The organism is Snodgrassella sp. CS2 (assembly GCF_050310315.1).
Lineage (GTDB): Bacteria > Pseudomonadota > Gammaproteobacteria > Burkholderiales > Neisseriaceae > Snodgrassella > Snodgrassella alvi_E.
In genome coordinates this window covers 128,151-149,613 of record NZ_JBNPBA010000004.1, presented here as the reverse complement: position 1 = coordinate 149,613, position 21,463 = coordinate 128,151, and the positions used below count along the sequence as shown (strand labels likewise).

The window sequence follows — 21,463 nt, the reverse complement described above, 5'->3', positions numbered from 1 at the left end:
TAATGTAATTATTTGGCGGTAGAATTCCATCCGGCCATACTAGCAAGCACCGGGAAGTTTGAGAAAGAAATGGCACTTATTTAGTTAGAATCGGCAAGCATATATAAAAAGGCAGCCCGCAGGCTGCCTTGAGAAGAGGAATCTGGATTGTTTTAAGACTGTCTGTTTTAACGCTCAATACCGATTTCGGGAAAGGCATTGCGCATCACTTCATCCAGATGGCTGGCGGAGGCACTCATCAGACTTTGCTCTTTTTCGTTTAGGGGAATTTCTATAACCTGACGCACACCGTGACGGTCAAGCACTGCAGGGGTGCCGATATACATGTCTTTGACACCATACTGGCCATTGAGATAGACGGAAACCGGTAGTATGGTGTTTTCATCATCCAACAGCGCCCGACATATACGCGCCAGTGCAGCACCTACTCCATAATAAGTAGCCCCTTTGAGACGGATGATGTCGTAGGCTGCATTGACCACGCGGTCGGCAATAATATCAAGGTCTGCTTCGGTAAAGCGTGGATCGCCTTTAATCCACTCTTCCATTGTCAGGCCACCAACACTCAGATGTGACCATGCCGGAAATTCTGTGTCGCCATGTTCTCCCAGTATGTAACCGCTTACGGTACGCGGATCAACATTGAGAAGATAGCCAACATATTTGCACAAGCGGGCTGAATCCAGTGAGGTACCAGAACCGATTACACGCTCGGCCGGAAAACCTGACAGTTTCCATGTGGCATAGGTAAGGATATCCACGGGATTGGAAGCCACTAGAAAGATGCCGTTAAAACCGGATTCGACGACATGTGTAACAATACTTTTGATAATATGCAAATTACGGTTAACCAGATCCAGACGGCTTTCACCTGGCTTTTGCGCTGCACCGGCGGTAATCACAACAATATCAGCATCGGCGGCGTCGCTGTAATTGCCGGCGTAAATGTTTTTGGGGTAAGTAAAGAGTAATGCATCTGCAATATCTTTTGCATCTCCATGCGCCTTATCCCGCGCTACGTCGACAATCACCAGTTCCTGACCGATACCTTGCAGCGTGGCTGCATAGGCAAATGTGGAACCTACGGCACCGGCACCAACCAGAACAATTTTCTGATGATTTTTGGCATTGGTGGGCTGTAACATAATTCAACCTCTTTCTAACGTAAATGCAAATCTATGCGAATTTATGCATAAATTGTAGCAAATTTGTACATGCTATATGCATTTTTTATTTATATTCATCATTAATTACATTTTTTGGTGAAATATGTCATTAAATATTTTTTTGTATGATTTTTTTATGTTTTCAGCTAATTTTATGGCATTTTGTATATTTATGTTTAATTTTGAATAATAGCAAACTTCTGCCAGCTAACATTTGAATAATTGTTTTTACTGGTTTAGAGCCGCTTTTCTTATTTATGATTACGGTAGGTTTAAATCAGCTGAATTCAATTGTTCAGATTCTAATAAACACATGCAAGAGGCGATGGATTGAAATAAATGTTGAATGAGATGTGTGATTCGGTTTAACGAATTTAAGATTTGCTGATATAGTTTGTCTGCAAAAATGAGAGAATAGAAGATAGTAGGTGATGGGGTAAGCGGTTGGGATGCATTTGCCGGCTATATTCTGCTTAGGCTTTTCCAAACTGGTAGATATTAAACAAAATCAGCCTCTCTGAAACCCGGCAGGCAACCCGTTTGGCCAATGTAAGAGCAGAAAAAAGTGCATCCTGCACCATCTCTTGAATATGACAGTCTGCAAGTAGAGTGTGCATTTACAGCTCTACGGCATAATAAAATACTCGACCAATGATGATGATCTGTTTGACAGGGGCGCATTCATCCTGATACTCAGCAGTATTGTAAGCGTGCAGTCGTACTTCTTCATTCGGCATGGAATACAGTTTCCGGACGCGATAGCGGTGATTTTGCTTTATCAAATACAGGTTGCCATCGATGATGCTGGTACGGTTTAAGTCGACAGCAAAAATGGTCCCGTGCGGAAAAATCGGTTCCATGCTGTTGTCGCTCACTGGAAAACATACTACCATCTCTGCATTGATTTTTTTACGCTCTAAAAGCTCGGTACTCAGGCTGAATTTTTTGCAATGCTGTTTATGTGCCTGTTTGGAACGCACACAGCCGGCCAGCTCAATGGAGGGGTACAGGCAGACAGCTACCTCATCCTGATTATACGGGCCGGAATCTATAGCAGCAGGAATATCGTCTGTTTGCGCTGGAAAAGGATTACCGCGACCTTCACGCAGCCAGGTAAGACTTACACCCAGTATGTTGGCCAGTATGTCCAGATTTTTGGGTTCGTAATTGCCGTTTTCCCATTTGAATACTGCGGTTTTGGAGACGCCCATTTTATCGGCTACCTGTTGCTGTGACAGGGCGATACGCTGCCGCGCCTGTTTGATGCGATCGCTTAACATCTGTTATCTCCCGATTAAAAGACATAATGATGTTAACTTAATTTGTGTTATGTTTTGTTTATAGCAATAGTTATTTTCAATATATAAAACATGTCAGTTTATTCCCTATTTCACTGTAAAAATTATACCATCCACTTTATATAATAATATTAAGATGATAATTCACTAGCAGGCTTAGTTAACATTCTCTTTCTTCTCTCAGCCCAACATCAAAAAAATTAATTTTTACATCATTTTTATCTGTTTTTTACACAAACCTCTTATTCAAATTCAATTATGAAGCTGGATTGATTTTATCCATATAACATATTTTTACATAATATTAACTCGTTTGTCGTATATGTGTGTTTTTATCAACACCTGCCACCTAAACTGCTGCACCTATACCTGCAAAGCATAAACAAGATGCAACAGCATTCATGATTTCTGCATACTGTGTTGCGCGGAGACAGTATATTTTCACCGCGAACTTTTATGCATGTGACGCCTAAGATAAGGCAACAATCATGCCGGCTGCAACGGTATGATTGGTCGCTTCATCGATTAGGATAAAGGCACCAGCCGCCGGATTGGCCTCGTAGGTAGTGGCAATAAGTGGTTTTTGCACGCTGATTTGTACCCGTCCAATGTCGTTTAGTTGCAGGCTGTCGGTGTCCTCCTGATGATTGAGGCTTTGCACATCCAGCAGATATTCAACCTTTCTGATTTTTGCATACACCGTTTGCGTACCATGCTTGAGCCAGTACCGTCTGGCTGAGTTGAGTGGTTTACTGTCAAACCAGCACAACGATGCACTGATGTTGCTGACCGGATGCAAATCACTGCCGGCAGCGACAATACTGTCTCCACGGGATACATCTACATCATCAGCCAACACTAAAGTGAGCACATCACCTGTCTGAGCCTGATCTACGGCACCATCCGGACTGTATATGGCTGCAATGGTGCTACTCTGGCCGGCTGGTTCGATACGTACGGGCTCGCCTATTTTCAGGCACCCTTGTTCTAGCCGACCCTGATAGCCGCGAAAATCATCAGCACTGCTGCCATCCAGCCGTGCGACGCGCTGTACTGGATAGAGAGCGGGTGCCTTCAGCAACTGACTATGACGATTAGCAGCGGGCAGGCTTTCCAACAAAGGCAGCAGCGGTTGCCCTTGATACCATGGCATGTGTGCACTGGCAGTGACAATATTGTCGCCGTTTAGCGCCGATATTGGTACATAACTGACGCGGCGCAAATCTAAAGCGGCGGCCAGCTCGTTGTAGGCGCGTTTAATCGCGTTGAATTTTTCTTCGCTGTAATCCAGCAAATCAAGTTTGTTTACCGCTACGATGATGTGCGGTGTACCCAGCAGTTTCAGAATGGCGCTGTGGCGACGGGTTTGCGGCAGTAATGCCGGTGTCTGTTCGCTGAAATCCAACCGTGTGGCATCTATTAGAATGATGGCGGCATCGGCAGTAGAGGCACCGGTCACCATATTGCGGGTATATTGTTCATGGCCGGGGGTATCAGCAATGATGAATTTGCGTGCCGGCGTTGCAAAATAGCGGTAAGCTACATCAATGGTAATGCCCTGCTCACGCTCGGCCGCCAACCCATCAGTAAGCTGGGCAAAATCAGGGACGCCCTCGGCAGTGCGCTTGTGCTTGCCTCGATACAGTGAGGCTACCTGATCAGCCAGCAAAGACTGGCTGTCAAACAGCAGACGTCCAATTAGTGTGGATTTACCATCGTCCACGCTGCCGGCTGTAATAAATCGCAATACGGAATCAGTACTCATTCGATGTCTCATTGGTTGGTGGTAACGACCTGCGTCAGCATCTGCTTCAGGCTATGCCACGCTGGAGTCAATTCGCTGAAGCCGTCTTCAGCCATTAGATGGCCGCCATTTGGTACATAATCGATGTGGCTGTGCAGTGATGCTGCAATGGATCGGCTGGCGGCTTCTGGCACATAGGGATCGTTGGTGGAAATAATACTGTGCACCGGCATGCTGATGTGCTGCAATGCACTGAAATCAGGCTGGCTGGCATCGATATATTCATCCAGTATATGCAGCGTAGGCAGGCGCGAGGCAAAGCCAGCGGCCAGTATCAATCCGCCCAGCTTTGCAGGCTGGTGACGGCTGAGAAAACGCAGCAGGGTAATAACGCCGAGGCTGTGGCCGACCAGTATGGTCTGAGCTTCAGGCTGGCCGATAATCCGATCCAGTGTCTGCTGCCATACCGCTGCTTGCGGATAATCGGGTGCAGGCATTGCCGGTATGGTGACAACGGCACCGGCAGAACGCGCCTGCCGAGCCAGCCACTCAAACCAGTTATCGTGCGGGCTGCTTTGAAAGCCATGCACAATATAGACCTGTGGCGCTGAAGCGGTGAGTGTGGGAGCCATCAGAAATAACCTGCTTTCTTACGCTCTTCCATGGCCGCTTCCGAAACTTGATCGTCCATGCGCGTGGCGTTGCGCTCGGAAATAGTGGTTTGCGCCGTCTCGGCTATTATTTCAGCGGCGGTTGCGGCTTCGCTCGCCACCGGACAAGTACAGGAAATATCGCCTACTGTACGGAAACGTACACTGCGTACCACGCTCACTTCGCCCTCTTTTTTCGGTGTCAGTGGTGTTACCGGCACCAGCATGTTTCCGCGTTCCACCACCTCACGCTTGTGAGCATAATAGATGGCGGGTAAAGCCAACTGTTCACGCGCGATGTATTGCCAAATATCCAGTTCGGTCCAGTTTGAAATCGGGAATACGCGCATATTTTCGCCCGGATGGAGACGAGTATTATATAAATCCCATAATTCCGGACGCTGGTTTTTCGGGTCCCACTGACCAAATTCGTCGCGGAAAGAGAATATGCGTTCTTTAGCACGCGCTTTTTCCTCATCACGACGTGCACCGCCCATTAATGCATCAAAGCCGTTGGCTTCAATGGTTTCCAACAAGGTGACAGCCTGGGCGGCATTGCGCGAATCGGTAGCTCGGCGCAAGGTAACACTGCCTCGGCGAATGGATTCTTCCACACTGCCCACCACCAGTTTCGCACCCAGCCGCTGTACAGTGGCATCACGAAAGGCAATCACTTCGGGGTAGTTGTGGCCAGTATCGATGTGCAACAGTGTTAGCGGTAATTGCAGGCTGTGGCCAGGTATCTGAAACGCTTTTACTGCCAGTGCCAGCAGCACTACCGAATCCTTGCCACCGGAAAACAGCAGCGCCGGATGGCGTGCTTCAGCGACCACTTCGCGGATAATGTAGATGGATTCCGCTTCCAGCCAATCCAGATGTTTGTTTTGAATACTCATTGGTTTATTCCGTAGTGGCTGCAGCGCATGACAGCGCACCTGCAAGCCTGAGTTAAATTCTGCTTATTTATGCAAACCACATTCTTTACTATCGCGGCTCTCCCACCACCAGCGGCCAGCCCGAATATCCTCACCCACTTTTACAGGACGCGTACACGGCTCACAGCCGATGCTCGGATAGCCCTGCATATACAAAGCATTTACCGGCAGTTGCTTCGCTTCGGCATAAGCCCACACATCAGTTTCCAGCCAATCAGCCAGCGGATTGTATTTGGCCATCGCATGAGTCTGATCTTGCTCAACCAATGCCAGCTCGGTACGGGTGCTGGACTGCTCGCGCCGCTGTCCCGTAATCCATGCATCTGCATCACTGAGTGCACGGTTGAGCGGTTCGATTTTGCGGATATGGCAGCATTCGCGCCTCAGAGCAACGCTGTCATAGAAAGCCAGCTTGCCATGTGCAGCCACATACGCATCAACAGCCGCCTCATCTGGCCGATATTCAACAATTTGGATACCCCAGTGCCGGCCGGCGGCGTCTAACAACTGACAGGTTTCACTATTGAGCGCACCAGTATTAAGAGTAAATACCTCTACAGGCAGCTGCGCGCGCACAATCACATCGGTAATCACCATGTCTTCAACGGCCAGACTAGAAGCAAATTTAACGTGCTGATGCTGGCTGACAATCTGCTCTAAACGGTTTTGTAGTTCGGCAGTAAGTACCGGCAAGCGTTGGGTGGCGGCCGCATCATGCGGTGGGCTCCACAAGCGGGGGCGCAACATATTCTTTTACGTTCCTGAAAGCACAATTTATTAATGCCAGCAACTGTTTAAGCAGCTTACTGTCTGTCTGATTCAGATAGTAGCAAGCGTAGCCTGCGGCAAGGAAAGAATAAAAATTTCTTTCTTTATAACCAAACTTCCGTCCCGAACATGGCCCATACAGATATAACCGCCAACGATTTGGTTAGAAAAAATGCTTCTTTTTCAGCCACACAGCGGCACTTATAAGATAGTGTGCACACAACAAAGACAAACCAACATGAATCACTACCCCATATTTACTCAATTACACCAGCGCAAAGTGTTACTGGTAGGCGGCGGACAGGTGGCCGAACGCAAGGCCAGTGCCCTGTTACAGGCTGGAGCTCAACTAAAGGTGGTGGCACAGCAAACCACCAGCCGTTTTCAGGATTGGTTTGCCGCACAGCAAGCCGAACACATCGCCACAGAATTTAGCCCTGCGCTGCTAAGTGGTGTGTTTCTGGTAGTGGCCGCTACTAACGACCCAGCCTTAAATCGGCAGGTATTTCTGGCAGCTGAAGCAGCGACAACATTCTGCAATTGTGTCGACCAGCCGGCATGTTGTTCGTTTATCGTGCCGGCATTGATTGATCGCAGTCCAATACAGGTAGCCATAAGCAGCGGCGGCCACGCACCAGTGTTGGCGCGGCTGATTCGTCAGCAAATAGAAAAGCTACTGCCGTTTTCAATCGGCAAAGCAGCGGCGCTGGCCGGACGCTGGCGGACACAGGTAAAACAAACCTTGCAGCATTTGAGCGAACGCCGCCGCTTCTGGGAGCAATTATTTCAGCACAGCCGCTTTTCCCAGTATGTGGCCAGTGGTGATGAAAAGGCAGCGGAATCGCTGTTGCAGCAGCAGCTAAATGCCCACCAGCCCCTACCACAGGGTGAAGTGGTGCTGGTTGGTGCCGGCCCAGGTGATGCCGGTCTGCTCACTTTGCACGCCTTACAGGCACTTCAGGCAGCAGATGTGGTTTTATATGATGCATTGGTATCGGCAGAGATACTTGAGCTGGTACGCCGCGATGCCCTGAAAATCAGCGTTGGCAAGCGCTGTGGCAACCATAAGGTACAACAGCAACAAACCAATGAGCTGCTGGTAAAGTGGGCACAGCAAGGTAAACGTGTTGCGCGCCTAAAAGGCGGTGATCCTTTTGTATTCGGCCGTGGTGGTGAAGAATGTGCGGTATTACAGGCAGCAGGAATTCCTTTCAGAGTCATTCCTGGCATCAGTGCTGGCCTAGGCGCTACCGCCTATGCCGGTATTCCGCTTACCCATCGCGATTATGCCCAAAGTGTGCTGTTTATAACCGGCCATCAGCAGCTGGCTGCACAGTCACATGGCTGGCACACACTGGCTGGTGCTCAGCAAACACTGGTTATTTATATGGGTACCCTCACGGCAGCGGAAATCAGCCGCCAGCTAATTGCCCACGGACGAGCCGCCACCACACCGGTAGCAATCATCTCGCAAGGCACACTACCACAGCAAACCGTATCAACCGGCCAGCTTCACCAGCTAGCCTCACTGGCACAGCAAGCTACCACACCGGCATTGATTGTGATTGGTGAAGTAGTCAGTCTGCGCCAGCAGCTGGAATGGTTTCAGCCCAGCAGTGCACACGAAAGCGTAGCAGCCGCTTAGTATCAGCGCCTACAGCAAGCACAAAAAACAGCACTTGCGTAGCAAGTGCTGTTATCCTGTTGGCCGAAACCGTTCAATCTGTTACTGCCGCAGACTGCGCATAATTATTCAATCCAACTTCTTCAATCAGATCAAGCTGCGTACCCAGCCAGTCTAAATATTCCTCATTCACCGCTTTTTGCTGTTCAAGCAAATCACGTGACACAAAATCCAGCTGGTTTTCACACACAGCTATGGCATCAGCCAGAGCAATGTGTTTGGCCTGCTCTGCCCGTTGGTCACACTGCAGAATCTCAGTAATATTCTCACCCACCAGAATTTTGCCGTACTCCTGTAGATTCGGCAGACCTTCCAGAAGCAGGATACGTTCAATCAGCGCGTCTGCGCTCTTCATATCGCGAATCGAATGCTTATATAAAGCCTCACCCAGCTCGTTGAAACCCCAGTTGCGCAGAATACGAGCATGCAGAAAATATTGATTGATGGAAACCAACAACAAACCCAGATTTTTATTCAATGCCTGAATGGCCAAACGATCTCCCTGCATATCGTTCTCCTTACAGCTGGCTTTGCAGATAATTGGGCAAGCCCATCACCTCAATTTGGCGCAACTGTTGTTCTAGCCAGTGTGCATGGTCTTCTTCCGTATCTTTCAGCTGAGCCACCAGAAACTGACGCGTCACATAATCCTGCTCCTGCTCACATAGCTTAATCGCATCTTTTAAATTCTGGCGCACGCTTAGCTCTGTAGCCAGATCATTTTCCAGCATGCTGACTACATCCGTGCCCACATTAATCGCATCCGGTACCATTTCCGGTTTGCCGTTCAGCATCAGAATACGATGAATAAACTGGTGCGCATGGTCGGTTTCTTCCTGCATCTCATGGTCTATACGCTGAAACAGCTTCATATAGCCCATATCTTCATACATCCGCGAATGGGCAAAATACTGGTCACGTGCGGCCAGCTCTCCTGCCAGTAAACGGTTTAAACAATCCAATACAACCTTTTTGCCTTCCATGTTTGCATCCTTTTTACTCAAAACTGCTGCATTTTACTTACCAAGCAGTTGTGATGAATCACTAAACCACTACCAGCCTGACGCGACAAGCATCAAGCGCAGATAACCATTTAATGAAAAATTATGTCTGTTATTTTTCTACCCGTGAGCAGCGTATTTGTCTTGCTTCTTAAGCAAAAAACCACGGTTGGATAGTAACTTATACGTAGAGGATAAATATCTTGCACCAATATTTTCTGCAGTCTGGGGTTGCAGGCTAAAATTAACCTGCAACCCTTTTCCCCCTTGAACAGTTGCACTAAATCAGGTGTTAAAATTACATTACCCTAACCAATACAACTGTTTGGGCTTATCATAACATTAAATATCATGACTATTTTTAATCTAAATAAGAGTAATTTTCATAATAATTAATTGAAAAAATCAAAAATTAACAGAAAAATTCCATAAAAACATAGTATTAAAACAATAATGGTTATCACACTTTATTAGAATCATTCAACTAAACCATCACAGACGGCAAATTTATAATAAAATTTATATAAATTAACATAATTTCACGCTTAGTCTGCATCCTTAGCGGCCACAATATATAGGATCAACAAGCAATTAGCGTAAAACATAACCATTTTCATTCCGTCCTGCTCTATACCTCAGCCTGCCTTTTATTCCCTTTTCAATGAGATCAATTATTCCTTTAGCATCATTATTAATCCTGCCTGTAGCAACAGCCTTTCAGTAGCGCTTATAAATCAGCTCAATCACAGCCAAAACAGCTACCTGCCTTTTATTTCGGCAGGAAATCTAGGCACCCTCTCCTGAACACAGCTTGCTGCGCATCCTGCTGACACATGCTTCTTTCTTATCCAGTACATAAGTGAATTGCGGCAAAAAGGAAATATCACTACTGCTTCTTTACTCCCAATTTATCCTCCGCGATGCAAAATATCATTTTTTTATCTATTGTATGAAAAAACAAAAAATGAGAAATATAAATATTACAAATAAATATTCCTATGCACCAATAGCAAAACAAATATGGTTTTTGCTCACAGAAAAAAATAAAAATCCGTACTAAAACTCATTTTACTGCCGGTATTACACCGGTACAGAAACCGAATTTCAGTACGGATTTATTAGAAAAACAACAAAATGTCTTACAGCAAAATACCGCCGGTCACACCATAAACCTGAGCGGTTACATAGCTGGATTCATCCGACATCAGGAAAACATAAGTAGAAGCCAGTTCGGCAGGCTGGCCGGCACGGCCAAGAATAGATTCGCTCTGACCAAATTTTGGAATGGCTTCAGGCGGCTGACCGCCGGTAATTTCCAGAGCAGTCCAGATAGGGCCGGGAGCCACAGAATTCACGCGAATTCCTTTAGCAGCTACCTGTTTAGCAAGACCCTGCGTAAACGCCACAATAGCGGCCTTTGTAGAGGCATAATCTATCAGATTCGGGCTGGGTTCATAAGCCTGTACAGAGCTGGTGGTCACAATAGTGGCACCGGCAGGCAAATGCGGCATTGCAGCCTGAATCACCCAAAAAAGAGAGAAAACATTAATTTCGAATGTTTTTTTTAACTGTTCCGTACTGATATCACAAAACCGCTCAACAGCCGTCTGCTTTCCAGCCACCAAAGTCAGACCATCCAGACCGCCTAACTGCTGATGCGTTTTTTCTACTAACTGTTTGCAGAAATGCTCATCACTTAAGTCACCCGGCAGGCACACAACCTTACGGCCGGCTTCCTGTACCAGTGCTGCAACCTGTTTAGCATCCTCTTCTTCTTCCGGCAGATAATTAATCGCCAGATCCGCACCTTCACGCGCATACGCAATGGCAGCAGCACGACCAATACCGGAATCGGCACCCGTTACCAAAATCTTGCGTCCACACAAACGGCCATGACCTTCATAGCTTTTTTCACCACAATCAGGTACAGGGTCCATTCTGCTTTGCAGACCAGGCGCTGGCTGACGTTGTTTGGCATAATCCTGATGGTAGTACTTGGTTTTAGGATCTTGTAAACCTTCTTGATGCTTCATGATACATCTCCTTGTTTAACAATGCTTTATCCAGATGGAACAGCAAAACCATCATACGACAGATTATGAAACAGAAAAGAAAACTACTTGTAATTTATGTCAATATTCTAGTTAAAATTTATTAATCTCAATGGCTTGAGAACGAAAAGACAAATCATGCAAAACTAGTGGGCAAAACAAATGCAGGACAGTACCTATACTGTCCTGCATGTATACTGCCTAGGCTGATATCAGAAGCGATGCGTATACGAAACACCAGCGATATGTGCATGCGAACGGTAATCCGCCTCTCCACGCACATTACTCGACACGTGTGCCCCATCATCCTGCTGATTCATTCGCGTATGCTGGATATGCAGATAGGCATACGACACCGCCACCGTATCCTTTTTATTTACATCATATTTAGCACCGGCGCCAAACAGCCAGCGATTACCATCTGGAATAGTAGACAGGCGTGTAGACGAACTGCGTACCGGCGACTGATCATAATTCACACCAAAACGCCATTGCAGGCGTGGGGTTTGCTGATAGGAAGCCCCTACACCAACTGCATAGGTATCACGCCAGTTGGTCGCAATATGCGTGGTATGCGAAGTGGCACCATGTACCGGATCAATCGCCTTATCATTTTCAAAATTGATATCCAGCTCATGCAGGCGTGAAGAGCGCGTCCAGCTCACATTACCAAATAGATTCCATTGTGGATTCACTTTCCACATCCCGTGCACCGATACCACTTCAGGCGTGGTAATTTGTACCTGCGCCCCTTCCAGCTCTTTAAAACCAAACTGCGCAAACAGAGGCGCATACTGTTTTGCATACTTTCCTACCGGCTGCCAGCGCGCTGTACCATGCAGATGCTGATTAATCTTTGAGCGATAGCTCACACCCACCCGCACATCATCATTCACATCCCATAGCCAACCCGCATTGAAACCATAGCCCCAGTCATTACCTTTTACCGTAGCACGAGCATCAAATGCACCTGGCGCCCGCTGATGCAGCATCGCTGGAGGAATCCCAGACTGCGCACTGCCTACCGGCGTGAAATCAGCGTATTTCTGCACTTCTGCATGCAGATACTGCGCGATCAGCCCCACACCCAGCGAATGCCGGTCATTGATTTTAAAAGCCACAGCCGGATTGATATCCAGTGCCTTTACATTGGTTTTATTCACGTTATAGCGCAAAACCGAAGCGGAACTATCATTGGTTCTGGCCGCATACGGTATATAAACACCCAGCCCCACACCCCATCGTTCATTCAGCCGATGAGAAAAATACAGCTGCGGCACCAACTGAGCCGTATTGGCAATATTACCGTGTGCCGGACCACTGACAGCAGAACCATCCGAAAACGTTCCTCGCGCATTCTTATATTTAATATCCGGTTTAATCACAAACAGATTAGTATCAATCTGCGTACCCTCCACATGCACCAAGCCAGCCGGATTACTAACAATCGTCGTAGCATCAGCAGCTTCAGCCGCTGCCGCATTACCGGATGCTACCGACGTCACCGACTGCAAACCCAAATGATATCCGGAAGCCAAAACAGGAGAACTCAAAACTGCGGCACTGATCACAACAGCGCTCATTTCAAACACAACTGGCAAACGTCTTGTCATTATGTCTTTTCTCAAAAAGCAGAAAATAAAAAAAGACCTTTTCACAAGGTCAAAATTAAAAATAAAAATCAAATTCGAGTGTTTATTCTAACCCAAAAAAACTTTCATTGCCGTTTACCGTCCTTACAATTATTCAGATAAATTAAATTGCTTATATCTGAATACAATTATTTTTTACCCTAAATGCATAATCAATCCAACTTTTATTAAGAAACACAACTGAAAATCAATATCTTTCAGCATTCTAAAATATCTCTCTATCCCAATCACAAATGAATAAAAAATAACAGGCACCACCCATTCCATTGATAGAAAATATCAGAACGCCATATAATTGCTTTATTCAGCCTTCTATTGAAATATAGATGCTGCGCTTCTTCTGCCGGCCTCTGGCTCTGTATGACAGCTTTCGCGGCAAACAAACAATTACCGCGTACAGAATAAATATTTACTGGTCATGCATTCATGTGCTAAAGCTTGCTCCGGATGCACTGCTGCCACGGCCATTTACACCGCTTCTGCTTTTGCCCGACTTTGCAATCATTAAATATTTTTTATACATAACATCCAGCAAATAAGCGGCATCAATCAGCCATACTGTCTACCTATTTGCATTCGTTTTTATCAATCTGGCCGCAGCATCTGCTGGTTTTCTAAGCAGAAACATCTACCAGACAGCCATTTACAGCAGCACACAGCAATGGTTACACTGTCGCATTATTATCTGTTCTCATGGTAAGACAACAATGTTTCAACGCTTGAAACGCACCTGGCCGTTAATGCTGCTCTGGCTGGATTTGATTTACAGTTTCATCCTAAATATTGGTGCCAGCGTCTCACTAGAACAAACACCTGCATCAGGCAACAGCTTACCCCTATCACCGGATATTGCCTTCAGCTGGCTACAGGTCATCGCCAACGGCGGCATGGTACTGACTCTTAGCTTCGCCTTCATCGTTCTGCTGCAACTTAACCGCGCCATGCAGCAGCATCAATTCTGGCCGCTCACACCCGTCCGCATTGCCGCTTTACTGATTGTGCTCGCGTTTAGCCTGCCCGCATGGTGGCAATGGCTATGGGCAGGATGGGCACTGGCACACGGGCAAATGGTTGTAGAATGGCACAATTTGCGCTACCTGATCGTTTCCATTCTCTTGCTTTATCCTGCCTATCTTTGCCTGCGCTTAATGTGGATACGCAACCGGCAACATACCCGCAAGCCAGATTCTGGCCATACCATTAGTCCTGATCAAATGCCGCCATCAGCCTAAATTTCGGTTTCCGCCCGCCCCATTAGCCAGTTCATTGGCCAATATAGGGTAAAATATGCGCCAGAAATTCAGCAGCGGATTAAAATTGCATGGACACACAATCCCTTACCACCCTGATTAACAGCATCACCCTGCCAGACAGCAACCGGACACTCGGTAGTGAACAAGCTGTCCGCAACGTTATCATCGACAACGACGGCATCCACCTTGAGCTCGTCTTTCCCTATCCAGTTGCCCACCTCATTCACGAGCTGCAACAGCGCATCGATCACGCCATCACCGCCAAATTCGGTGACAAGCCCCTGTTCGTAAAGGTACAGCTGGCCATCGGCACACATAAAGTTCAGCTCGGCGTCCAAACCATCGCCGGCGTTAAAAACATCATTGCCGTCGCTTCCGGAAAAGGCGGCGTCGGCAAATCCACCACCAGTGCCAATCTGGCTGTAGCTTTAAGCCGCATGGGCGCACGCGTTGGCGTGCTTGATGCCGACATTTACGGCCCCAGCCAGCCAACCATGTTTGGCGTTGCCGGACAAGAACCGTGTCAGCATCAGGGTAAAATGATACCGATCATGGCTACGGGTGAGATTCAGGTAATGTCCGTCGGCTTTCTCGTCGATACCGATCAGGCCGTCATCTGGCGTGGCCCTATGGTCAGTCAGGCTTTACAGCAACTCCTGTTTCAAAGCCAATGGGATGATGTAGACTACCTAATTATTGACCTGCCGCCCGGTACCGGCGACATCCAGCTAACACTGGCACAGAAAATACCCGTAACAGGCGCCGTCGTCGTTACCACACCTCAGGATGTAGCCTTAATCGACGCACGCAAAGCCGTCAACATGTTTCAGAAAGTTAACATTCCCATTTTCGGCGTACTCGAAAACATGTCCGTCCATATCTGCTCCCACTGCGGACATGCCGAATCCGTATTTGGACACAACGGCGGCAAGGAACTAGCACACAACCTCGGTGTTCCCCTGCTCGGCCAATTACCACTTACCTTATCCGTCCGCGAAGCCATGGATAACGGTCAGGCCTACGCACTAGCAGAGCAAAATCCGCAAATTGCTGCCCTGTACCAGCAGGCAGCATGGCAGCTGGTACAGGCATTGGCCGATCAGGGCAAAGACTATAGCCAGCGTTTTCCAAAAATCGTGGTCGAATAAACCGCAGAAAAAGATACTTTCACCAAACCATGCGATAATATTCACATTGATTGTGAACACACAGCCACAAATAAATCCTGCTTGCATCCGGCCATGCAGCAGACCAGCCCCTTAAACCAAACCATTGTTATCAGCAAAACAATGGCCATGCCATTTTATGAACACACCGTTTTGGCCTTTACTGGCCCTGCTTGCCGATGGTCTGGCGCATGAAGTACAGACACTGGCAAAAACCCTGAACTGCAAAATACCCCAGCTCAACGCAGCCTGGCAGGAAATGCCTGCCCATATCCAAAGTCTTCTGCGTCAGCGCAATGGCGTCTGGCAGCTTACCAAAACACTGGCACTGATACCCGAAAACACCTTCAATCACTGCGCGCGCCAGTACGGCTTTGATCCGCATCTACTGGCTCAGACCACCTCCACCAACACCATTCTGCTGGAACAGGTACGCCACGCACCCATAGACAGCCCACCACAAATCTATCTGGCCTACGAACAAACAGCCGGACGCGGCCGTCAGGGCAAAGCATGGCAAAATCGCATTGGCGAATGCCTGATGTTTAGCCTGAGCTGGACATTCCAGCGCCCACAAGCCGAACTTGGCGGACTGGCACTTATCGTAGCAGTGGCCATCTCCCAGACCCTGCGCGAACTCGGCATCCCCGCTCAAATCAAATGGCCCAATGACCTGATGCTGGACAACAGCAAACTTGGCGGCATCCTGATTGAAACCGTCACTCATCAGCAACAAACCACCGCTGTTATCGGCATTGGCCTCAACTTCAGCATCCCCGATCAGGTTGGCACCGCCACCGCCATCCTGTCCCTGCTACCTCAGGCACAAGTCAGCCGAATTTTTCAGGGCATTCTTGCCAAACTGGCTCAATTCCTGCCCCGCTTCAATCAGCATGGGCTCAGCCCATTTCTGGCTGATTACAATCAATTACACCGCGATCAGGGACGGCTGGTACATCTGCTGACAGGCGGCCGCACCCTAGCCGAAGGCACTGTCAGCGGCATCGCTCCTTCCGGTGCTCTGTTGCTACAAACTGCCAACGGAGAACAAAGTTTTGTCAATGGCGAAATCAGCCTGCGCCCAGGTGCAGCAGCTACCGAAACCCAAAACGCCACCAAAAAACGCTGCCTGCTACTGGATGCAGGCAACAGCAAGCTTAAATGGGCATGGGTAGAAAACGGCTGCATACTCAGCTATGGCAAAGCCGCCTATTATGATCTGCAACCCCTCATACAAGACTGGGCCAAACAGGGATGCGGCACAGAACGCATCATAGGCTGCGCGGTCTGTGGAGAAGCTCGCCAGCAGCAAATTGCCGCCATTCTGCCACAACCGGTACTGTGGCTGCCCTCCATGCCTGAAGCCCTCGGTATCTGCAATCATTACCGCAATCCAGCCGAACACGGTGCCGACCGTTGGTTTAATCTTATCGGCAGCCGGCGATACACCAAACAGGCATGTGTTGTGGTCAGCTGTGGCACAGCTGTCACAGTTGACGCTCTTACCGACACCAATCATTACCTCGGCGGCAGCATCCTGCCGGGATTTCATCTGATGAAAGAAGCATTATCCAGACGTACCGCCAACCTCAACCGCCCGCTCGGCAAAGCCTATGCTTTCGCCACCACCACCCCAAATGCTATGGCCAGCGGCATCATGGATGCCGTCTGCGGCGCCATCGTCCTCATGCATGAGCGCCTGCAACAGAAAATCGGCACTGGCAAACCAGTTGACATCATCATCACCGGCGGTGGAGCCAATAAAGTAGCACAGGCCTTACCCAATACATTTGTCTTAGACAACCGCATTGAAATTGTGGATAATTTAGTGCTTTACGGTTTACTCAACTGGGTTGAATACGCATGAAATGGCTGTTTGCAATCTTGGTAGCATTAAATATCATCGTTTTCGGCAGCATGATAGCCGGCAAACTGGTACACGGTATTTCAGCTTCTCCCGCTGCGTCCGGCGCCACCAGCGCAGCCACTGATACCATCGCACCGGCCAGCCCCGACATCAGCGTGCGCCGTGCTACCGATACAACAGCCGCTGCCGGCAGCGCTGTACCTGCTGCGAAAGCTGCCAGCAAGACCGAAACCACCACTGCCGGCAAACAGAAAAGCGACACGGCCGACAACTCCGACAAAACTACCGCTGCACCAGCCAGCACCTGTACCGCCACCGTTACCCTCCCCGAAGACGACTTTCACCGCATCAAAGGCTTGCTCAACCACTGGCCGTTTACCACCAGCCGCTTCATAGAACAAGTAAACGCACCGGCTCGAACCCGTACCACACCCGCACCCACCCGTTACATGGTAGCGCTTTCATCCAGTGGCGATAGCACCACTCGTGCCCGTCTTCAGGAGCAAGGCTTCGACTATGGCATCAATCAGGGCAGAGTCAGCTTAGGTGTATTCAACCGGAGGGAAGATGCGGAAGGATTGATGGCACGCGCCAAAATGCAAGGATTCAGTGATGCCTTCATTACCACATTGGGTGGCAGTAGCGACAGCGATTCAGGCAACACCCCCACAAGCATAGCCAAAATGCGCGTTGTATTCAGCGGCGTAGACAACTCAGCCATGAACGACATCAACGCCATTACCGGCCGCTACGGCCGCATGCAGCGCAGCGGTAACTGTCACTAAGCCGGCACTATCCATTAGAGGCTTCATGAGCACCCGTGCCGTAATCCTGAAAAACATCTCTGCCAACCTACTGCTGCAACTGATCACCGCACTGGGCGGCTTTATCCTGCCGCCCCTGATTGTCGTAACCTACGGCTCAGCCACCAACGGCATGCTCGCATCCGTTAAACAGTTCATCGCCTACCTCACCTTACTGGAAGCAGGCATCGGTGCGGCCGCAATCGTCGCCCTGTATCAGGCGCTTACTGCCCATGACAACCAGCTACGCAACCGTATCCTTGCCGCAGCCCATCATTTTTACCGGATTTCCGGTAGCCTGTTTGCCGTCGCCCTAGTAGTACTGGCCACCCTGTTTGCATGGCTTACCCGCCATGAAATCAGCGCCAACCTGACCTTTTGCATCGTACTGGTCATGGGTGCCGTCAACATCCTTGATTTCTTCTTTTTCGGCAGCTACCGCGCCCTCCTTACCGCAGACCAGAAAACCTACATCATCTCCGGCATACAAGCAGTCAGCATTCTCGCCAACATCGCCATCTGCTACTGGCTCATACGCGCCGGTTACAGCATCCTGAGCGTACAGACAGCATCTACCCTGATACAAGCTGCAAAATTCCTCCTCTACCGCCGTTATGTCCGCCATCACTACTCCGGACTAAACCAGCACTACGACAAACACCATCCCTACCACCTGCAACAAACCTGGGACGCCCTCACCCATCAGCTCACCGGCCTGCTTATCTTCAGCTCGCCACTGGTACTCATTTCACTTTTCCTGTCCCTAAAAGACGCCAGTATTTACGCCGTTTATGCCCTCATTTTCGGCGCCATCAAAATGGCATTGCAATCCTTGTCACAAGGCATGCAGGCCATATTCGGCCATAGCCTCAGCACCAATCCCGCACAGACCCGCCACAACTTCTGCCGCTACAATCGCCTCTTCATGTGCTTTCTCGGCTGGGTCTACACCTGCACTGGCCTACTGCTGGCACCGTTTATCCAGCTTTACACCCACAACATGACCGATGCCAATTACCATCAGCCCCTACTTGCCATCCTATTTCTATTTGTCGGCATCATCGAAAACAGCCGAATTCCAGCCATGACCATCATCATGGCCGCCGGCCGCTACAAAGCCACCAAACCACAAGCCCTGCTTGAAGCCGGCATCAACATCACCTGTTCCCTGTGTTTTATCCAGATATGGGGCAGCGCCGGCATTCTACTGGCCGCACTCATCTCATTTCTGTACCGCAGCACCGAAATGCTCCATTACAGCTGCCGCCATATCCTCTCCCTGTCCTTCAGCCGTCCACTCATATTATGGCTGGTCATATTCATCACCATCGCCGTAGCCATCAGCATCGGCTGGCAGCCCATTAGCAACATCAGCGTGCACAACTATCTCGACTGGATTAAACTGAGCCTCATCACCGGCCTGATTGCAGCCTTACCCTTCAGCTTCCTCCTATTGCTCATTTACCGCCGGCCCGTCCAATGATACCCAAACTCATACACTACTGCTGGTTCGGTCCACAGCCATTACCCACCACCACCCAACGCTATCTGCACAGCTGGCGCCAGTATCTGCCCGACTACGAGCTCCGGCTGTGGAACGAACAAAACTTTGACTATCAGGCCAATCCCTACGCACGCGCCGCCTACGCCGCCGGCAAATACGCCTTCGTCGCCGACGTGTGCCGCATTCAGGCACTGTATCAGCAAGGTGGTATTTATCTGGATACCGACGTCCAAATGGTGGCCTCATTCGACCCCTTCTTGCATCACCACTGCTTCACCGGCTTCGAACAAGGCATGAATCCTTACACCCGCCAGCTCACCTGCAACCCGCAGGCCGGCGTAATGGGATGTGAAGCCGGCAGCGCCTTGATGCACGACATCTGGCAACAATACCAGCAGCTCGAATTCAACCCACAGCAGCTCATCACTATCAACCAAATATTCAAACAGCTATACCAACGGCACGGCATCATCCTCAACAATCAGATGCAGGAAATTCCAGACTACGTCTGCGTCTATCCCAGCGACTACTTCATGGCCAAAAACGCCTATACCCATGAACTAAACCGCACCAGCAACACAGTCTGTATCCATCACTACGATGGCAGCTGGCTCAGCGACAGCAAACACACCGACCAGATCAAACGCTTTCTACTCAGCCTACTGCGCACCACACTCGGCGCCAGCAACAGTCAAAAACTCATCGCCCTGCTCAAACGGAAACTTCGATGAACACCAGCTCAGACCATACCCCCATTGACTTCGTCCTGCCTTGGGTAGATGGCGGCGATCCCGCATGGCTGGCCGAAAAAAACCGCTGGCTGCCACAGCATCAGGGGCACAGCGACGCCGTCAGCAACAACCGCTATCAAGATTTCGGCACCTTGCGCTACGTTTTACGTTCAATTGAGCAAAACTGCCCGTGGTATCACAAAATCTATCTGATTACCGCCAACCAGCGCCCAAACTGGCTACAAACCAACCACCCGAAAATCGAAATTGTCAGCCATCAGCAGCTTTTTATCAGACCCCAGCACCTGCCCGTATTCAACTCATCTGCCATCGAGATGAATCTGGTCAATCTCAAAGGCCTGAGCGAGCACTTCGTCTACCTCAATGACGATACTGTCATCCTTCGTCCCACCCCGCGCGAGCGCCTATTTCAGCACGGCCTGCCCGTCGACTTCCTTTGCCATGGCTGGCTCAAGCGCGGAGCCCTTTTCAGCCGTCTGCGTGGCCAAAACAGCTGGGTAGATGCCCTCAACAACAACATCCGCCTCATTAACCGTCAATTTCAGCCAGCCAGCCTCAGCAAACAACAGCTTTTCGCCAGCAGCTACAGCCTGCGTGAAAAAATTAGCAACATCCTGCTCAAATATTTTTACCGTCATTACTTCTGGTTTGCTCACTGGCATCTACCCCAGCCCTATACCCGCCATACCCTGCAAGAAGTCTACCAGCACTTCGCCCCCGAAATTCTGGCCAGCACGGCCAACCGCTTCCGTGCTCCCAACGACCTCACTATCTACCTCAACCGTTACTGGCAACTGGCCAGCGGTGCTTTCATCCCGCACAAATATAACGATGGGTACGTACGCAACATCAGCAATCTTGCCGACCTTAGCCATGCCATCGACCACTTGAATCAGCATCCCGAAATCCGCTTCGTCTGTCTCAACGACACCTGCACCAGCCCAAACAGCAACGAAGTAGCTCAGCTTATCCACGCGCAGCACACCTTCTACCAGCACTACCTCCCCAACCCAGCCTCATTCGAACTGAACAATAGCCAGACCCTGCTGTAACAGACACAAATGTAAAAAAATCAATACCAATCCTTGATTTTTCAGCACAACCCCACAGCACCCAGCAGGCAGCAGTCACCAGACAACATTGTTGCGATATAATAAACAAATCTTGAC

At 49.2% G+C, this 21,463-nt stretch carries 18 protein-coding genes; 8 read left to right on the top strand and 10 right to left on the bottom strand.

Features of this window, described 5'->3' with window-relative positions; genetic code table 11:
- Window positions 1-167: 167 nt before the first annotated feature.
- From ACQP6D_RS07340 to ACQP6D_RS07315, 6 genes are all read right to left on the bottom strand, one after another.
- Window positions 168-1,145, bottom strand: coding sequence for an L-lactate dehydrogenase (locus ACQP6D_RS07340; protein ID WP_267390912.1), 978 nt, complete (start codon window positions 1,143-1,145; stop codon window positions 168-170).
- A 638-nt stretch (window positions 1,146-1,783) separates the two neighbouring features.
- Window positions 1,784-2,446 carry a S24 family peptidase gene (locus ACQP6D_RS07335; protein WP_367420645.1) on the bottom strand — a complete coding sequence of 221 codons (663 nt, stop codon included), beginning with the start codon at window positions 2,444-2,446 and terminating at the stop codon, window positions 1,784-1,786.
- Window positions 2,447-2,933: 487 nt separating this feature from the next.
- The gene (locus tag ACQP6D_RS07330; RefSeq protein WP_427857816.1) at window positions 2,934-4,229 is read right to left on the bottom strand and encodes a sulfate adenylyltransferase subunit 1; all 1,296 of its coding nucleotides are present in this window, start codon (window positions 4,227-4,229) and stop codon (window positions 2,934-2,936) included.
- Between the two features lie 8 nt (window positions 4,230-4,237).
- Window positions 4,238-4,840 (bottom strand): RBBP9/YdeN family alpha/beta hydrolase, encoded by a 603-nt coding sequence (locus ACQP6D_RS07325; protein WP_427857815.1) that lies wholly within the window; start codon window positions 4,838-4,840, stop codon window positions 4,238-4,240.
- On the bottom strand, window positions 4,840-5,754 hold the full coding sequence (gene cysD, locus ACQP6D_RS07320) for a sulfate adenylyltransferase subunit CysD (protein ID WP_427857814.1): 915 nt from the start codon (window positions 5,752-5,754) through the stop codon (window positions 4,840-4,842). The genes ACQP6D_RS07325 and cysD overlap by 1 nt, the downstream gene beginning before the upstream one ends.
- Window positions 5,755-5,817: 63 nt before the next feature.
- On the bottom strand, window positions 5,818-6,540 hold the full coding sequence (locus tag ACQP6D_RS07315) for a phosphoadenylyl-sulfate reductase (RefSeq protein ID WP_427857813.1): 723 nt from the start codon (window positions 6,538-6,540) through the stop codon (window positions 5,818-5,820).
- Window positions 6,541-6,799: 259 nt separating this feature from the next.
- Between ACQP6D_RS07315 and cysG the strand changes: the two genes are divergently transcribed.
- Window positions 6,800-8,206: a siroheme synthase CysG gene (cysG, locus tag ACQP6D_RS07310; RefSeq protein WP_427857812.1), complete on the top strand. Its 1,407-nt coding sequence runs from the start codon at window positions 6,800-6,802 to the stop codon at window positions 8,204-8,206.
- A 73-nt stretch (window positions 8,207-8,279) separates the two neighbouring features.
- On the opposite strand, the gene bfr (ACQP6D_RS07305) is transcribed toward cysG, so the two are convergent.
- From bfr (ACQP6D_RS07305) to ACQP6D_RS07290, 4 genes are all read right to left on the bottom strand, one after another.
- The gene (gene bfr / locus ACQP6D_RS07305; RefSeq protein ID WP_100156642.1) at window positions 8,280-8,753 is read right to left on the bottom strand and encodes a bacterioferritin; all 474 of its coding nucleotides are present in this window, start codon (window positions 8,751-8,753) and stop codon (window positions 8,280-8,282) included.
- 10 nt (window positions 8,754-8,763) lie between these two features.
- The gene (gene bfr / locus ACQP6D_RS07300; protein ID WP_100141077.1) at window positions 8,764-9,228 is read right to left on the bottom strand and encodes a bacterioferritin; all 465 of its coding nucleotides are present in this window, start codon (window positions 9,226-9,228) and stop codon (window positions 8,764-8,766) included.
- A 1,157-nt stretch (window positions 9,229-10,385) separates the two neighbouring features.
- The gene (locus ACQP6D_RS07295; protein ID WP_267390921.1) at window positions 10,386-11,279 is read right to left on the bottom strand and encodes an SDR family oxidoreductase; all 894 of its coding nucleotides are present in this window, start codon (window positions 11,277-11,279) and stop codon (window positions 10,386-10,388) included.
- Between the two features lie 230 nt (window positions 11,280-11,509).
- Window positions 11,510-12,880, bottom strand: coding sequence for an OmpP1/FadL family transporter (locus tag ACQP6D_RS07290; RefSeq protein ID WP_427857811.1), 1,371 nt, complete (start codon window positions 12,878-12,880; stop codon window positions 11,510-11,512).
- A gap of 776 nt (window positions 12,881-13,656) precedes the next feature.
- On the opposite strand from ACQP6D_RS07290, the gene ACQP6D_RS07285 reads away from it, so the two are divergent.
- The 7 genes from ACQP6D_RS07285 (at window position 13,657) to ACQP6D_RS07255 (ending at window position 21,346) form a co-directional block, all read left to right on the top strand.
- On the top strand, window positions 13,657-14,181 hold the full coding sequence (locus tag ACQP6D_RS07285) for a hypothetical protein (protein WP_100151516.1): 525 nt from the start codon (window positions 13,657-13,659) through the stop codon (window positions 14,179-14,181).
- Window positions 14,182-14,270: 89 nt separating this feature from the next.
- Entirely contained in the window at window positions 14,271-15,350 is a 1,080-nt protein-coding gene (gene apbC, locus ACQP6D_RS07280) for an iron-sulfur cluster carrier protein ApbC (RefSeq protein WP_427857810.1), read from the top strand.
- A gap of 157 nt (window positions 15,351-15,507) precedes the next feature.
- The gene (locus ACQP6D_RS07275) at window positions 15,508-17,235 is read left to right on the top strand and encodes a biotin--[acetyl-CoA-carboxylase] ligase (protein WP_427857809.1); all 1,728 of its coding nucleotides are present in this window, start codon (window positions 15,508-15,510) and stop codon (window positions 17,233-17,235) included.
- Window positions 17,232-18,020, top strand: coding sequence for a hypothetical protein (locus tag ACQP6D_RS07270; RefSeq protein WP_100156636.1), 789 nt, complete (start codon window positions 17,232-17,234; stop codon window positions 18,018-18,020). The genes ACQP6D_RS07275 and ACQP6D_RS07270 overlap by 4 nt, the downstream gene beginning before the upstream one ends.
- A 25-nt stretch (window positions 18,021-18,045) precedes the next feature.
- Window positions 18,046-19,521: a lipopolysaccharide biosynthesis protein gene (locus tag ACQP6D_RS07265; RefSeq protein ID WP_427857808.1), complete on the top strand. Its 1,476-nt coding sequence runs from the start codon at window positions 18,046-18,048 to the stop codon at window positions 19,519-19,521.
- Window positions 19,518-20,273 (top strand): glycosyltransferase family 32 protein, encoded by a 756-nt coding sequence (locus ACQP6D_RS07260; RefSeq protein WP_427857807.1) that lies wholly within the window; start codon window positions 19,518-19,520, stop codon window positions 20,271-20,273. The genes ACQP6D_RS07265 and ACQP6D_RS07260 overlap by 4 nt, the downstream gene beginning before the upstream one ends.
- Window positions 20,270-21,346 (top strand): stealth family protein, encoded by a 1,077-nt coding sequence (locus tag ACQP6D_RS07255; RefSeq protein WP_427857806.1) that lies wholly within the window; start codon window positions 20,270-20,272, stop codon window positions 21,344-21,346. Before ACQP6D_RS07260 ends, ACQP6D_RS07255 begins: the two co-directional genes overlap by 4 nt.
- Window positions 21,347-21,463: the final 117 nt, after the last annotated feature.